Origin of the sequence: Flavobacterium sp. LMO6 (assembly GCF_009495795.1) — a bacterium.
Classification (GTDB): domain Bacteria; phylum Bacteroidota; class Bacteroidia; order Flavobacteriales; family Flavobacteriaceae; genus Flavobacterium.
Genome location: NZ_WIBH01000008.1, coordinates 1 through 13896 on the forward strand (window position 1 = coordinate 1; position 13896 = coordinate 13896).

A 13896-nucleotide genomic window follows, 5' to 3' on the forward strand; every position below is an offset into this window, starting at 1 on the left:
TTATTGACTAAAAACGGTACTAATCAAAATAGTCGATGTTTTTCAGTGCCCTCGTCATATGGCGGATATTTTTTTGGTATTGTTTTTGTATTTTTACCACCAATTCAAGTCTATGAAAACCAAATTATTTATTTTATTATTACTATTCTCTTTGTTCACATTCGGACAAGTACCGCATTGTGGGTTTGATTTCACTTCTTATTTAGTTGTAAAAGCCCATGAAGAAGGGAAATCAGATAATATTCCCGATTTAAAAATTACGTTGGTCAATGAAAAAGGAGAAGAAATCATCAACGAGAACAATAAATACAGTTGGAAATACGGAAACCAACCTTTAGTTTTTACGCGTAATAATTTAATCAGTAAGCCAAACGAACCCGAAAAATGGTTTTTCCCTTATGCGGAAGATACTTATTTACTCTCGGTAACCAATACGTTTCCAGCAGAAGAATTCTTTATTAAAATTATAGATGACAAAGGAAAGTTTAAAGAGCAATTAGTGCAACTTCAAGCCTTTAACATGTATATTTTGTGTTCAAGTGAAAACGAACGCCAAGCCAGAAGTTTCGGGCCAAGAAGTAATAATCCGATTGAGGTGATTTTGGAGCGGAAGTGATTAATATCTTAATTTTATGAAAAAACTTTTTAGTTATTTAGCTGTTGTATTTTTTGTAGTTTTTTTAATTTCTACAATAAAGTTTGATTCTGAAACAACTGAATCTATGAATTGGAGTACTTTGCGATTAAAGTTTTCAATTCAATCTTTATTGTATTTATTTTTATCGATAGTTTTCTGTTTAGCTTACTTTGTCAAGAAAAGGAAATTTTGATTTTTAAATAGAACACTGAACACTGATTACTTTTTATTTCCATTTAATATTACATCCAATACTAGGTTTTTGCCCAGGATTGATAGTTCTATTGGTAACCACACCATCAATAGCGCTTCTTAAATCAGAACCACTTAACGGAATGCCATTCGCTGGTCGGCTATCGTCTAATTGACCTCTGTAAACCAATTTATTTTGATTGTCAAAAAGATAAAAATCGGGAGTACAAGCAGCATCGTAAGCTTTGGCTACTTCTTGTGTTTCGTCAAATAAGTAAGGGAATTCAAATCCGTTTTCAAAGGCAAATTCCGTCATCAATTCAGGTCTATCTTGCGGATATTTTACCACATCATTACTTGAAATGGCAACAAATCCAATTCCTTGCACTCTATAATCATTGACAACGCGAATCACTTCTTCCATTACATGAAGCACAAACGGACAATGATTACAAATAAACATCACAACCGTTCCTTTTTCGCCTTTACAATCAGCAAAAGTTTTAAATTCGTTAAAATTGGTGTCTTTTAAACGAAAATCAGGTGCAATTGTACCCAATGGTAACATATTAGAAGGAGTTTGTGCCATTTTAATTTAGAATTTAGAGGTTAGAATTTAGAAGTTTTAATCTTTCTACTTTTTACTTTTCACTTTTTACTTCTTTAATTATACGCACCAAATCTTTTATTGTTACAAAATGCGCCAATACTTTTTTTTGGGATTCCATTTTATTACTTTTGCACAACAACACAACACACTATGTATAAATTATTTATTCGTCCGTTACTTTTTTGTTTCGATCCAGAAAAAGTACATTATTTTACCTTTTCATTCATTCGATTTCTGAATAAAATTCCAGGTTTTTCTTATTTGTTTCAAGCAATTTACGAAGTAAATGATTCAAAATTAGAACGTGAAGTGTTTGGTTTAAAGTTCAAAAATCCGGTTGGTTTAGCAGCTGGATTTGATAAAGATGCGAAGTTATATCAAGAGTTATCGAATTTTGGTTTCGGATTTATTGAAATAGGAACGCTAACACCTGTTGGACAAGAAGGAAATCCTAAAAAACGTTTGTTTCGCTTAAAAGAAGACAATGCGATTATTAACCGAATGGGTTTCAATAACGGTGGTGTAAAAGAAGCAGTGGAACGTTTGAAAAAACCCGAGGCAAAGCCGAACGGAGCGAAGCTAAATAAAGGCGTTTTAATCGGTGGAAACATTGGAAAAAATAAAGTCACACCAAACGAAGAAGCGGTTAAAGATTACGAAATCTGTTTTGAAGCTTTGTTTCCGCATGTCGATTATTTTGTGGTGAATGTGAGTTCGCCTAACACACCAAATCTTCGCGAATTACAAGATAAAAAGCCTTTGACTGAGTTACTACAAACGCTTCAAGATAAAAACAACGCAAAACCAAAACAAAAGCCAATTTTACTAAAAATTGCTCCCGATTTAACCGATGAGCAACTTTTAGACATCATTGATATTGTAAATGAAACTAAAATTGCGGGCGTAATAGCTACAAATACTACGATTTCTCGCGAAGGTTTACAATCAGATAACAAATCAGAAATGGGTGGTTTATCTGGAAAACCATTAACCAAACGTTCTACAGAAGTGATTCGTTTTCTTTCGGAAAAAAGTAATAAGTCGTTCCCAATCATTGGAGTAGGAGGTATTCACACCGCTGAAGATGCGATAGAAAAATTAAATGCTGGTGCTAGTTTGGTGCAGCTTTATACAGGATTTATTTACGAAGGTCCAGCTTTAGTGAAAGCAATCAACAAAAAGATTTTGGAAAACAGCTAAAATTTCTATCTTTGAAGCTATGAACGAAATCAAAATTATCGAGTGTCCACGCGATGCCATGCAAGGCATTAAACCTTTTATTCCAACCGAAAAAAAGGTGAAATACATCCAATCGTTGTTGCGTGTAGGCTTTGATACTATTGATTTTGGAAGTTTTGTGTCGCCAAAAGCGATTCCTCAAATGCAAGATACGGTTGAGGTATTAGCGCAATTGGATTTATCGGCAACGAATAGCAAATTATTAGCGATTATAGCCAATACACAAGGTGCTCAGAATGCATCCGTTCATAAAGAAATTCAATATTTAGGTTTCCCTTTTTCGATTTCGGAAAATTTTCAAATGCGAAATACACATAAAACGATTGCTGAAAGTTTGGTGACCTTACAAGAAATTTTAGAAATTGCTGATAAATCGAATAAAGAAGTCGTGACCTATATTTCAATGGGCTTCGGAAATCCGTATGGAGATCCTTGGAATGTTGAAATTGTTGGCGAATGGACTGAAAAGTTAGCGAATATGGGTGTGAAAATCCTATCGCTTTCGGATACTGTTGGAAGTTCGACTCCCGAAGTTATTGATTATTTGTTTTCTAATTTGATTCCTAAATATCCGCATATTGAATTTGGAGCTCATTTACACACCACACCAGATAAATGGTTTGAAAAAATTGATGCGGCTTACAACGCAGGTTGTCGTCGATATGATGGAGCGATTCAAGGTTTTGGCGGTTGTCCTATGGCAAAAGACGATTTAACAGGAAATATGCCAACGGAAAAATTATTATCATATTTCACAACCAAAAGAGAAAACACGAATACCAGTCCAATGAGTTTTGAAAGTGCTTATAACGAAGCGACTAAATTATTTGGTGAATTTCATTAGAAGCTATTCCAGCTATCCATTTCAAGATTTTATCCACAATTCTTTTTTTGTAAGCACTAAAAAGAGCTTCTTAGGTCGCTTTTTTAGACAACAAAAAATAGAATTCTTCAATAAAATGCTTTTCATTTCTATCTGGGCTAAAAAAACTAATTACTAATTACTAATCACTAATTACTTTTTTGTATATTTGCACGCAATTTAACAACTACTATAAATTGCATCATGAAAGCACACACAACTAAAATCGTTGGCGAAGGTCTTACTTATGACGATGTTCTGCTTATTCCAAATTATTCTGAAATTTTACCACGCGAAGTTAGCATACAATCGAAGTTTTCGAGAAATATTACTTTGAATGTTCCAATAGCTTCTGCAGCTATGGATACAGTTACCGAAAGTTCTATGGCAATTGCTATGGCACAAGAAGGTGGAATAGGAGTTTTACATAAAAACATGACAATTGAGCAACAAGCAGCAAAAGTTAAAAAAGTAAAACGAGCAGAAAGCGGAATGATTATCGATCCGGTTACGTTACCTTTAAATTCTACAGTTGGTGATGCTAAAATGGCAATGAAAGAATACAGTATTGGTGGAATTCCAGTGGTTGATGAGAATGGAATTTTAAAAGGAATTGTTACCAATAGAGATTTACGTTTCGAAAAAGTAAATACCCGTTCGATTTTAGAAGTAATGACATCTCAAAATTTAGTAACGGCAGCTCAAGGAACTACTTTACAAGAAGCTGAGGGAATTTTACAAGAAAACAAAATTGAAAAATTACCAGTAGTTGACAACAATAATAAATTAGTAGGTTTAATTACCTTTAGAGATATTACGAAACTAACGCAAAAACCAATTGCGAACAAAGATAGATTTGGTCGTTTACGTGTGGCTGCCGCTTTAGGAGTTACAGCTGATGCAGTAGAAAGAGCAACGGCTTTAGTAAATGCTGGTGTAGATGCTGTAATTATCGATACCGCTCACGGACATACAAAAGGTGTGGTAGATGTGTTAAAGGCTGTAAAAGCAAAATTTCCAGATTTAGATGTAGTTGTTGGAAATATTGCTACTCCAGAAGCAGCATTATATTTGGCTCAAAACGGAGCTGATGCGGTGAAAGTAGGAATTGGACCAGGTTCTATTTGTACGACGAGAGTTGTGGCAGGAGTTGGATTTCCTCAATTTTCAGCGGTTTTAGAAGTTGCTGCGGCTTTAAAAGGAACAGGAGTTCCAGTTATTGCAGACGGTGGAATTCGTTACACAGGAGATATTCCAAAAGCAATTGCTGCGGGAGCTGATTGTGTAATGTTAGGTTCATTATTAGCAGGAACAAAAGAATCGCCAGGAGAAACGATTATTTTTGAAGGAAGAAAATTTAAATCGTACCGCGGAATGGGTTCTGTTGAAGCGATGCAAGAAGGTTCTAAAGACCGTTATTTCCAAGATGTGGAAGACGATGTAAAGAAATTAGTTCCAGAAGGAATTGTTGGTCGTGTACCATACAAAGGAGAATTAAACGAAAGCATGCAACAATTCATTGGCGGTTTAAGAGCCGGAATGGGATATTGTGGTGCAAAAGATATTCCTACGTTACAAGAAAACGGTCGATTCATTAGAATTACAGCAAGTGGTATTGGCGAAAGTCACCCACACAATGTAACGATTACAAAAGAAGCTCCGAATTATTCGAGATAATTTTTTAGTTTTCAGTGATCATCCCGAAATTTCGGGAGCAGTTAGCAGTTTATTATACACAATGATTGTTATTCCGTAGGAATCTCATACTATAGTTAATACAAACCTGACAGGTTTCAAAAACCTGTCAGGTTTTTTTATTTTGTGCCAAACAATTGCACCGCATAAATTCTTTTATTTTCCCAATCAATACTAAAACTGATTTCGGTATAGAAATATTGGTGGTCTAAGATGTTTTTCAAATGATTGGGTGATTTCTTCCAAAGATTAAACATTTTTAAGGCTAAAGTGTCTAAGTCAGTTTCAGAGTAAATTTGGTCTTTAATTCCTGTGAATAATAAATTTTCACCCACTAATACAAATGAATTCCCGCCATAAAAGTATACACGATCTTTCGGACTTTGCTTTTTACTATTGGTTTGTTCGTGCGATAACGTTTGTGCTTTTGCAATGTATTTGGCATGGTCGTCTGCGGCTTTTTTCAAATAAGGATCCAAACCAAGTAGTTTTCTGTCGTTATTGGAACGTTCTTCGTTTACCAATTGATATACTTTTGTTTTCAGTTTTTCTACATCAATTTTGTTTTGATTTTGACTGAAACTTAATGAAGTAACTATAAGTAATACTATTGATAAAAAAGTTTTCATGTTAGTTGGAGATTAGTTCTTGCTTTAATTTATCCAAAGTGGTTTCTTTTAACTTGAGATTAAATTCGGTATTAGAATTTCTATCTATATAAAATTTATCATAAAAGATTTTATCTTCATTTTTTGTGTAAACAATTACTTTAATTTTTCCTTTAATCCTTAGTTCAGGATAAACGTAATCAGAATTAAAATTATATAAATAATGGTTAATTAATGATTTTTGACCCAAATAATTATAAAAAATAACATAATCACTATCGAAAAGTTTATCATTGTTTTTTATTGTTATTTTTTTTAACTTCTCATAATCTAGGATTCTATCAATATTTATCCATCCTAATTTGTCTGATGAGAAATTAGAAATTTCAGCGAACGAATTAAAAAATGCATCTCTATTTTTTCTTCTTTTTTGTTTTTCTTCTTTAGTAAGTCTTTCATTATTATTTATATCACGATATTTATCTTGTTTTGAATCATGATTTAACTCGTCAACAATCTCAATTTCATTGTTTCTAAGGTTCTCTTTTAATTCAGTTTCTTCTTCCTCTAAAATTTTTATTAGTTTTAAAGAATCAATTTTTTGAGCAATTTTTAGACTATCCAAGGTTGTTTCTTTAAACAAACCACCTACTCCATCTTTACCTACACTAATTCTAAATGCACGATTTCTTAAAATGTCTGGAAATAAAACTTTTAACATGGATTTTCCCAATTCCCATCTAAAAATCGAATCATTATCGTTATAATAAATATTACTATCTGCTAATGGTTTGTTTGGAATTTCAACTTTATATGATTTCCCATTTTTGATTTTCAGTTGTTTACCTTCTTCTTTAAAGTTGATATAAAACATTCCCGAAGATTCTAATAATTCGTCTTTATCTGTAACAGTTGATAAACCATTTAAAATCATATCTTCTTTTGAATAGAATTCTTTTAATTCAAAAGTGATTTTTCCGTTCGAATAATTTTCAAATAAATCTTTAGTAATCCAAACTTTTGTTCCTTCTTTCCCTGAAATTAAAGTATCATTTTTAAGAACAAATTCAAAAGTTTGTAATTTATCTGTTTTTAATTGGGAAGAAATTGCAATCGAATTTTCTTCAATTGGTAAAGACGTTTTTTCATTTTGGCAAGAAAAAATTGTAATGGATAATAGAAGGATATAAATAGTTTTCATAAAGTTGGTTTTGAAAGAAAAATCAAGTTTCGTGCCAAAAAACTTCAATACATTGCTTCGTTCTTCGCAAAGACTTTGCGTTGAGGTTTACGGTGTTATTATTGTTTCAAAAACTCATTAATCTTTTTCCTGTCACCGGCAATCCATAAAATATCCTCAGATTCTAAAATCCAATGCGATTCTGGGTTAAGAATACGTTTACCGTTGCGTTCGATACCTACAATAATGCCGTGTGTTTTCTCTCTAATTTGCGATTCACGGATGCTTTTTCCAATGCAAACACGGTTTTTAAGTGCTAATTGCTGTAAAATAATATCTTCTTTTACCAAAGTTTCTGGTTCGTCTATTTCGTGTTTGTCTAAGTAGTTTTTGAATAATTTTACTTGTTCATCGGTTCCAATTACATTGATTTCATCTCCAGGAAATAAGCGCTCACTTCTTACAGGTATATTAATGGTTATATCACCACGTTTGATGGAAGCAATATTAATACCGAACTGTTCTCTAATTTTTAATGATTTCAATGATTTTCCGGCCAAGTTTGAAGCAGCAGCAATTGTAAATTCTGTCATGTGACCATCCCAAGGTGATAAAACGATTTGGCGCTTGTTAGTTTGCTTAGTAATTTCTCGATCATTGTAGTTAATTAAAAAATGACTTTCTATTTTATTGTAAAAAGAATGGAGTCGCTTTGGAAATAAAATATAAGAAACAATTCCAATTACTAAAGCTACAAATGCAATTATGGGTGAGAAAAATTCATTTAATACAAAACCCATATAAAATAATGAAAGTGCAATTCTAAAGAAGACTAAAACGAGAATGGGACCTTGATATTTTTTTACTTGTAACAGTTCTTGCACTTGTTTTACAGCTACTCTTCTTAGAGATAAAGCCCATAAAAATGGAGATAAAATAATCACCGTTATAAAAGCAGCAATTGCGTTTCCGAATCTAGAATCTGAAACCAAAGGCAGTATGTATTTTGATGAAAGTAGAATAATGGCAACAATAATGATAGAGTGAATAATAACCTGAGTTAAATACGCTTTTAGTACAATTTGCCATGTACTTACCGATTTAATAGCATCTGTGTTTGCACTGTAGCGTTCAATTTTTTTTACCCAACGTCTTGGTAACTTTTTTTCTAAATAAACAGAAAAAGGAGTGGCAAACTTTACCATAAAAGGAGTGGTGAATGTTGTTATTGCCGAAACAGCCACTACAATTGGATATAAAAAATCGCTCGTTACATTTAATGTCATTCCTAATGTAGCGATGATGAAGGAAAACTCTCCAATTTGCGATAAACTCATTCCAGTTTGAATGGATTGTTTCAACGGTTGTCCTGAAAGTAAAGCGCCAATGGTTGAAGAGAGCGATTGACCAAGAATAACCACTAAAGTTAGAATTCCAACTGGAAATGCATATTTCATCAACATTTCAGGATCAATTAACATTCCGACCGATACGAAGAAAACAGCTCCAAATAAGTCTTTTACAGGTTTTACTAAATGTTCAATATGTTCGGCTTGTGTGGTTTCGGCAATAATAGAACCCATAATAAAAGCGCCTAGAGCAGGCGAGAAGCCTACATTTGCTGCAAATAATACCATTAGTAAACACAATGCCAATGAAACGATAAGTAACATTTCATCCGTTAAAAGATGTTTGGCTTTTTTAAGTAATGTTGGTATAAAGAAAATTCCTGCTACAAACCAAATGGTTAAAAAGAAAATCAATTTTAAAACCGATTGTAACAGTTCGCCACCTGAAAACTGCTGACTCACAGCAACAGTTGATAATAAAACCATCATTAAAATCGCTAAAATGTCTTGCACAATTAACGCTCCAATTACATTTCCAGCGAATTTTTGTGTTTTTACGCCTAACTCGTCAAAGGTTTTTAAAATTATGGTTGTGGAAGAAATGGATAAAATTACGCCTAAAAATAAACTGTTCATTTTGCCCCAATCCATCAATTGTCCTACGAAATACCCCAAAGCTACCATAGTGATAATTTGGGTCAACGCTGTGATGGAAGCCGTTCCGCCGACTTTCATTAGTTTTTTAAAACTAAATTCGAGTCCTAAACTAAATAAAAGGAATATTACACCAATTTCTGCCCAAACCTTTACACTATTCATGTCTTTTACGGTCGGGAAAAAGTCAAACTCACTTCCAGCTAAAAATCCAGCGACCAAATATCCTAAAACTAACGGTTGTTTTAAGATTCTAAAAATGAGTACTGCAATGGCTGCAGTGACTAAAATTAGACCTAAATCGCTAATTAAATTGGGTAAATGAACAGTGGAAGCAGTAAGCAATATGGGCATAGAATTGAATTTTTACTAAAATAGTGAAAAGTGGTCGGTTTTCAAAATTTCAATCCTTTATGCGCTCAATTTTATTGTTTTTTTAACGAATTTAGTTCTTGAAGCATGTAAAATTTCATTTGGTTTGAAACCACAAATTGACAAATCATTTCTAATGTTTTCAGATCTACTTCATACTCATTTGTAGCTTTATCAACAGGCTTGTGTCCGTAGAATACGACTATTTTATTGTGTTTTTTTGCGTAATTTAAAACTTTAGTTAAGTAGTTTAAACTAAAATGCTCGTAATTACTGTCGATTCCAATTCCGTTTGCTAATCGAGTTCCGTTGTAGAAATTAGCGTTATCGGCTACTTTTTTGCCGCCTTTTGCTGTGCCTCTGATGATATTGAAATGTTTTTGTAATTCATAGTCTAACGTTTGTGTTTTGGCTCCAAAAGGATAAGCAAATGATTTAATTTCGATGCCTTCTTTTTTAAATGCTTCGATTAAAGGAAAAATTTCAACTATTAAGTATTGCTTTTTATTATTTTTCTTAGTGAATTCTTTTGCATTGAGATGACGTAATCCGTGACCAGCAATTTCGTGACCTTTTGTTTGAAGTTCTTTTAAATTTGAGATATCTGAAACCGAGAGTTTTTCAAAATTACTTACACAAAAAGTCGCTTTCCAATTGTATTTTGCGAGTTGAACATCCGCTTCTTTCCATTCGTTTACGAAGTAATCATCAAATGTGATAACAACTCCAGCTTTGGAATTTGTGGTTGGGGTTTTGGTAGACGAACAAGAATATAAGAAAAAACCTATCAGTAAACTAATAAAAATGAGTTTTATACTGATAGGTTTTGGCATTTTTGATGTAAATTAAAAGGTTAAAATGGATTACAATTTAATCAATTTAATTGATTGAGATTTACCTTTTGAATTAATTTTAGCAATATATGTACCTGATGGTTGGCTACTAATGTCTAACTTAAATTCATTTGAATTGATTTCTTTTGAAAGCACTTCCTGACCTAATAAATTGTATAATGAAATTATTTCAATAGTTTCAGGTGACGAAAAATTCACAATATTGTTTGTTGGATTAGGATAAAAAGAAATAGTGCTATTTTCAAAATTAGAAGTTGAAAGTGTTGTGTTTTCAAAAACTCTAACATGACCTGCACTTGTACCGTTGCCATCATTAAATGGCGTTCCAGCAGCTAGAATACTTCCATTTGCACTTAAACTTAACGATCTTCCAAATTGATCACCATTTGTCTCACCTAAAATATCAGCACCTTGTTGTATCCAAGAACTTCCAATAAACTTAAAAACACGAACATAGCCGTTTACAAGTGTTAATGAGCTAGCAGTTATAACACTACCATCTTGACTAATACCTACTGCTGTTCCAAAAAAATCACTTCCAGTAGTGCCAAGAATAGTTTCTCCTTTTTGAACCCAATCAGTTCCGTCCCAACTAAAAACTTTTACAAATCCTAAAGCGCCATTAACAAATGAATATCCTCCAGCAATAAAGGTATTGCCACTTGTGTCCAAAGAAATAGTATATCCAAAACTTGCGTTTGTATTATCACTATCAATATCAGTACCTTTTTGAATCCAAGAACTACCATTCCATTCATAAACTCGTACTTGACCTGTATTTGTTCCACCAGCATCATTTCCGGACGCACCTATAGCAACGATTGTGCCTGTTGCATTTATTGAAACAGAGCCAGAAAAGTCATTTGCGGCTTCTCCATCAATATCACTCCCTAATTGATTCCAAGCAGAACCATTCCATTCATAAATACGGCAGTGTCCAGAACTACTTCCGTTTACACCATCATTAGAACTTGCTCCAATTGCTATACGATTTCCATTTGCGGTTAAACTAATAGAACTTCCAGCAACATCATTAGGTGCTTCACCATTAATATCAGTTCCTTTTTGAATCCAAGATGTACCATTCCATTCAAAAATTCTTGTATATCCCGTTGGACCAGTAGGACTTAAGTAAGAAGTATTTAGAAAGCCTGGAGCTCCAACTGCAATAGTATTTCCATCAGAACTAATACTTACAGCTTCACCAAAAACATCTCCTTGATTAGATCCAATAAGATCATCTCCACGTTGTGTCCAGTTTGTGCCATTCCACTCATACACTCTCGCCTTTCCTGTCATAATTCCATTATCCATAGCTCTCGGCGCTCCAACTATTAAAACGGTTCCGTCAGCATTTAAATCGTTTGAAGTACCTGATTGTTCATTGGCAACTAAACCGTCAATATCAGCCCCTAATTGATTCCATTGTGCGAAAGAAATGAATGAGGTAAATAAGTATAAAAAAGTAATTTTCTTCATAGAATGTAGTTTTAAATTTTAATTCTGTTTTTTTTGAATAATAAGTAGCTTCAATTTTTGAAACTACTTATTATCAATTTACATTTTTTACTCATTACAGTTATTAATGTTATAACCTTCTCTAAATAACGTAGTAGTTCCACTTTCTGAAACTAAATCTACCACATTACCATTACATTTGAAATTAGGAACCGATACAGATGAATTTCCAAAAAACAAATCAATAACTAGATTTTCTCCTTCGTATACCCAAGGATTAGGATTTGGAATTGCAGTAGTAATATCACCAAAAGTTCCATTAGTGCTATAGATAGTATGTTTTTCTGTAGCTGTAAATTCATACATTACAGTTTGTTCAAACCCTACTAAATGCCATCTTCCAATTATGGTGTTTTCAATTGCAGGTTGCTGATCATTGTCATCATTTGAACAACTAACTAAAATAACAGATAAAAATAATAAGGATAAAATCTTTTTCATAACATGTATTTTTAAAATTAATTATTCAAAATTCAAGATAATTATTCAAAAAAACATCACGCCTAGGAGTGAAAGTATTGATTTCATTGATAAAAGTGAAAATAAAATCTAATTATTAGAAAGTTTTATAGCTTTCATAATTAACGATGTTTTTTTGTATTTTGATTCTTTTATTTCAAAATAGTCATACATTCGTTTTAAAGAAGAGCCAATTCCGTCAACACTCATAAAAGCTTTTTCGGCTATATCTTTATTAGAAATTACAGGATCATCTAATAATATATTTAGAACATTCCAATCGGTTTCATTTATTTTTCGATCGATTGAAGTTTCTATTTTAGTTCTATTTAGTTCAAATTTTGAGGTTGAAATAGGTAAACCTAAATTACTATTGTTTTTAAGTTCTTTTATTTCTTTTAGCAATTCATCTCTTTTCTTTTTGTTAGCTATTGATTTTTTTCTTGAATAAAAAAATAATAACAAAATAAGTGAAAGAAAAATGAGAACAATTAAAATTATTCTTTTAAGTTGATTCTTCTTAAGAACTTCATGAGAATTTTTAAATTCTTGATTTAACGACTCCTTTATTAATGATAGATTGCTTTTCTCTTTAATTATACTGTCGTTATAAACAATGTATTGGTCATACATTTTATGCGACAAATCTACTTTGTTTTCTGCTTTATAGCATTTATATAATAATTGGTATAATTTTGCTTTTATTTTTTTGTCGGTATCTGCGTTTAATTGAGGTAAAACTTCTTCGCCAATTTTTGTAGCTTCTTTTACATTTGAATGAAAAGTTAGTTCAGCAATATAGATTTTGTTGTCTAATACTTTTGTAGTGTTTCCAATATTTTGATTCAATTCAAGACTTTTCTGCGCAAAAAGAAACGCTTTTTCAGAATTATTTAGTCTTTGATTTGATTTTGCCATTAGCAAATAACAATCTGAACTTGAAAGTAGATTGTTGTTTGATTCAAGTATTTTTAATGCTTTTTGTGCATGTTTTATTGCTTTATTGTTATCTTTTTCTTCAAAATAAGCAGATTCAATATTGAGCCAAATGTTTCCTATTTTATCTTGTAAATTTAATTTTTCATACAATGTAAGTGCTTTGTTGAAATAGTCAAGAGCCAATTCATTATTGTTTATATCAAAATAAACCAAACCTAAATTATTTAAAATATCGGCTTCTGCATTTTCTTCTTTGTTATCTTGAAATATTTTTAAACTTAAATTATAATATTTTACGGTTTCAAAAAACTTGTTTTGTTCTCTGTAAACATTTGCAAGATTAGAATTTAAACGTGCTAAAGAAACGTCATCATTTAAAGTAGATTGAATTACTATGGCTTCTTTAAGAGACTCTATGGCTTTGTCTGTATTTCCTTTTACATAATATGCTTTTCCTCTTTCTTTAAGCACCTTAACTTTTTCGATAGCTACATTCGATTTTTGAGCTATAGAATAATGAAGATTACTTACTGTTAATGCTTTATCAGGATTTGAAAAAACAACTTCAGGATAATATGCATTTATTGCTTTAAGTCTAATAGAATCAGCGTTTTTAGGGTTTTCCCAAATTAATTTTAATTCTTTCTCAGTATTTTGTGCAACTAAATTAATTGTTGAAAAAATAAAAAGAAAGACTATTTTGATGATTCTATCTGTAAACATATATT

Annotated in this window: 12 protein-coding genes; 4 read left to right on the top strand and 8 right to left on the bottom strand. The window is 32.0% G+C overall.

Annotated elements, in window-relative coordinates; genetic code table 11:
• Nucleotides 1-112: 112 nt before the first annotated feature.
• On the top strand, nucleotides 113-616 hold the full coding sequence (locus GFJ99_RS09270; protein ID WP_153208466.1) for a hypothetical protein: 504 nt from the start codon (nucleotides 113-115) through the stop codon (nucleotides 614-616).
• A gap of 247 nt (nucleotides 617-863) precedes the next feature.
• Here GFJ99_RS09270 and GFJ99_RS09275 read toward each other — a convergent pair whose 3' ends face one another.
• Nucleotides 864-1418 (bottom strand): thioredoxin family protein, encoded by a 555-nt coding sequence (locus GFJ99_RS09275; protein ID WP_153208467.1) that lies wholly within the window; start codon nucleotides 1416-1418, stop codon nucleotides 864-866.
• Nucleotides 1419-1589: 171 nt separating this feature from the next.
• On the opposite strand from GFJ99_RS09275, the gene GFJ99_RS09280 reads away from it, so the two are divergent.
• The 3 genes from GFJ99_RS09280 to guaB all read left to right on the top strand — a co-directional run bounded on the left by GFJ99_RS09280 (nucleotide 1590) and on the right by guaB (nucleotide 5217).
• Nucleotides 1590-2639, top strand: coding sequence for a quinone-dependent dihydroorotate dehydrogenase (locus tag GFJ99_RS09280; RefSeq protein ID WP_153208468.1), 1050 nt, complete (start codon nucleotides 1590-1592; stop codon nucleotides 2637-2639).
• 19 nt (nucleotides 2640-2658) lie between these two features.
• Nucleotides 2659-3522 carry a hydroxymethylglutaryl-CoA lyase gene (locus GFJ99_RS09285; RefSeq protein ID WP_153208469.1) on the top strand — a complete coding sequence of 288 codons (864 nt, stop codon included), beginning with the start codon at nucleotides 2659-2661 and terminating at the stop codon, nucleotides 3520-3522.
• Between the two features lie 222 nt (nucleotides 3523-3744).
• Nucleotides 3745-5217 (top strand): IMP dehydrogenase, encoded by a 1473-nt coding sequence (guaB, locus tag GFJ99_RS09290; RefSeq protein WP_153208470.1) that lies wholly within the window; start codon nucleotides 3745-3747, stop codon nucleotides 5215-5217.
• Between the two features lie 137 nt (nucleotides 5218-5354).
• Here the strand turns inward: guaB and GFJ99_RS09295 are convergent, their stop codons facing one another.
• The 7 genes from GFJ99_RS09295 to GFJ99_RS09325 all read right to left on the bottom strand — a co-directional run bounded on the left by GFJ99_RS09295 (nucleotide 5355) and on the right by GFJ99_RS09325 (nucleotide 13891).
• Nucleotides 5355-5864: a CAP domain-containing protein gene (locus tag GFJ99_RS09295; RefSeq protein ID WP_153208471.1), complete on the bottom strand. Its 510-nt coding sequence runs from the start codon at nucleotides 5862-5864 to the stop codon at nucleotides 5355-5357.
• A 1-nt stretch (nucleotide 5865) separates the two neighbouring features.
• Nucleotides 5866-7044, bottom strand: a complete 1179-nt coding sequence (locus tag GFJ99_RS09300) for a hypothetical protein (RefSeq protein ID WP_153208472.1) — start codon at nucleotides 7042-7044, stop codon at nucleotides 5866-5868.
• A gap of 98 nt (nucleotides 7045-7142) precedes the next feature.
• Nucleotides 7143-9380: a cation:proton antiporter gene (locus GFJ99_RS09305; RefSeq protein WP_153208473.1), complete on the bottom strand. Its 2238-nt coding sequence runs from the start codon at nucleotides 9378-9380 to the stop codon at nucleotides 7143-7145.
• Nucleotides 9381-9451: 71 nt separating this feature from the next.
• Nucleotides 9452-10231 (bottom strand): polysaccharide deacetylase family protein, encoded by a 780-nt coding sequence (locus GFJ99_RS09310; RefSeq protein ID WP_153208474.1) that lies wholly within the window; start codon nucleotides 10229-10231, stop codon nucleotides 9452-9454.
• A gap of 30 nt (nucleotides 10232-10261) precedes the next feature.
• Nucleotides 10262-11731, bottom strand: a complete 1470-nt coding sequence (locus GFJ99_RS09315) for a T9SS type A sorting domain-containing protein (protein WP_153208475.1) — start codon at nucleotides 11729-11731, stop codon at nucleotides 10262-10264.
• 87 nt (nucleotides 11732-11818) lie between these two features.
• Nucleotides 11819-12211 carry a hypothetical protein gene (locus GFJ99_RS09320; RefSeq protein ID WP_153208476.1) on the bottom strand — a complete coding sequence of 131 codons (393 nt, stop codon included), beginning with the start codon at nucleotides 12209-12211 and terminating at the stop codon, nucleotides 11819-11821.
• 108 nt (nucleotides 12212-12319) lie between these two features.
• The gene (locus GFJ99_RS09325; RefSeq protein WP_153208477.1) at nucleotides 12320-13891 is read right to left on the bottom strand and encodes a tetratricopeptide repeat protein; all 1572 of its coding nucleotides are present in this window, start codon (nucleotides 13889-13891) and stop codon (nucleotides 12320-12322) included.
• Nucleotides 13892-13896 lie beyond the last annotated feature (5 nt).

What these genes read in the sequence shown, in the direction of transcription:
- GFJ99_RS09305 (WP_153208473.1), bottom strand. Translation starts at nt 9,380, where the DNA reads ATGCCCATATTGCTTACTGCTTCCACTGTTCATTTACCCAATTTAATT.
- GFJ99_RS09285 (WP_153208469.1), top strand. Translation starts at nt 2,659, where the DNA reads ATGAACGAAATCAAAATTATCGAGTGTCCACGCGATGCCATGCAAGGC.
- GFJ99_RS09295 (WP_153208471.1), bottom strand. Translation starts at nt 5,864, where the DNA reads ATGAAAACTTTTTTATCAATAGTATTACTTATAGTTACTTCATTAAGT.
- GFJ99_RS09300 (WP_153208472.1), bottom strand. Translation starts at nt 7,044, where the DNA reads ATGAAAACTATTTATATCCTTCTATTATCCATTACAATTTTTTCTTGC.
- GFJ99_RS09280 (WP_153208468.1), top strand. Translation starts at nt 1,590, where the DNA reads ATGTATAAATTATTTATTCGTCCGTTACTTTTTTGTTTCGATCCAGAA.
- GFJ99_RS09275 (WP_153208467.1), bottom strand. Translation starts at nt 1,418, where the DNA reads ATGGCACAAACTCCTTCTAATATGTTACCATTGGGTACAATTGCACCT.
- GFJ99_RS09320 (WP_153208476.1), bottom strand. Translation starts at nt 12,211, where the DNA reads ATGAAAAAGATTTTATCCTTATTATTTTTATCTGTTATTTTAGTTAGT.
- GFJ99_RS09325 (WP_153208477.1), bottom strand. Translation starts at nt 13,891, where the DNA reads ATGTTTACAGATAGAATCATCAAAATAGTCTTTCTTTTTATTTTTTCA.
- guaB (WP_153208470.1), top strand. Translation starts at nt 3,745, where the DNA reads ATGAAAGCACACACAACTAAAATCGTTGGCGAAGGTCTTACTTATGAC.
- GFJ99_RS09310 (WP_153208474.1), bottom strand. Translation starts at nt 10,231, where the DNA reads ATGCCAAAACCTATCAGTATAAAACTCATTTTTATTAGTTTACTGATA.
- GFJ99_RS09270 (WP_153208466.1), top strand. Translation starts at nt 113, where the DNA reads ATGAAAACCAAATTATTTATTTTATTATTACTATTCTCTTTGTTCACA.
- GFJ99_RS09315 (WP_153208475.1), bottom strand. Translation starts at nt 11,731, where the DNA reads ATGAAGAAAATTACTTTTTTATACTTATTTACCTCATTCATTTCTTTC.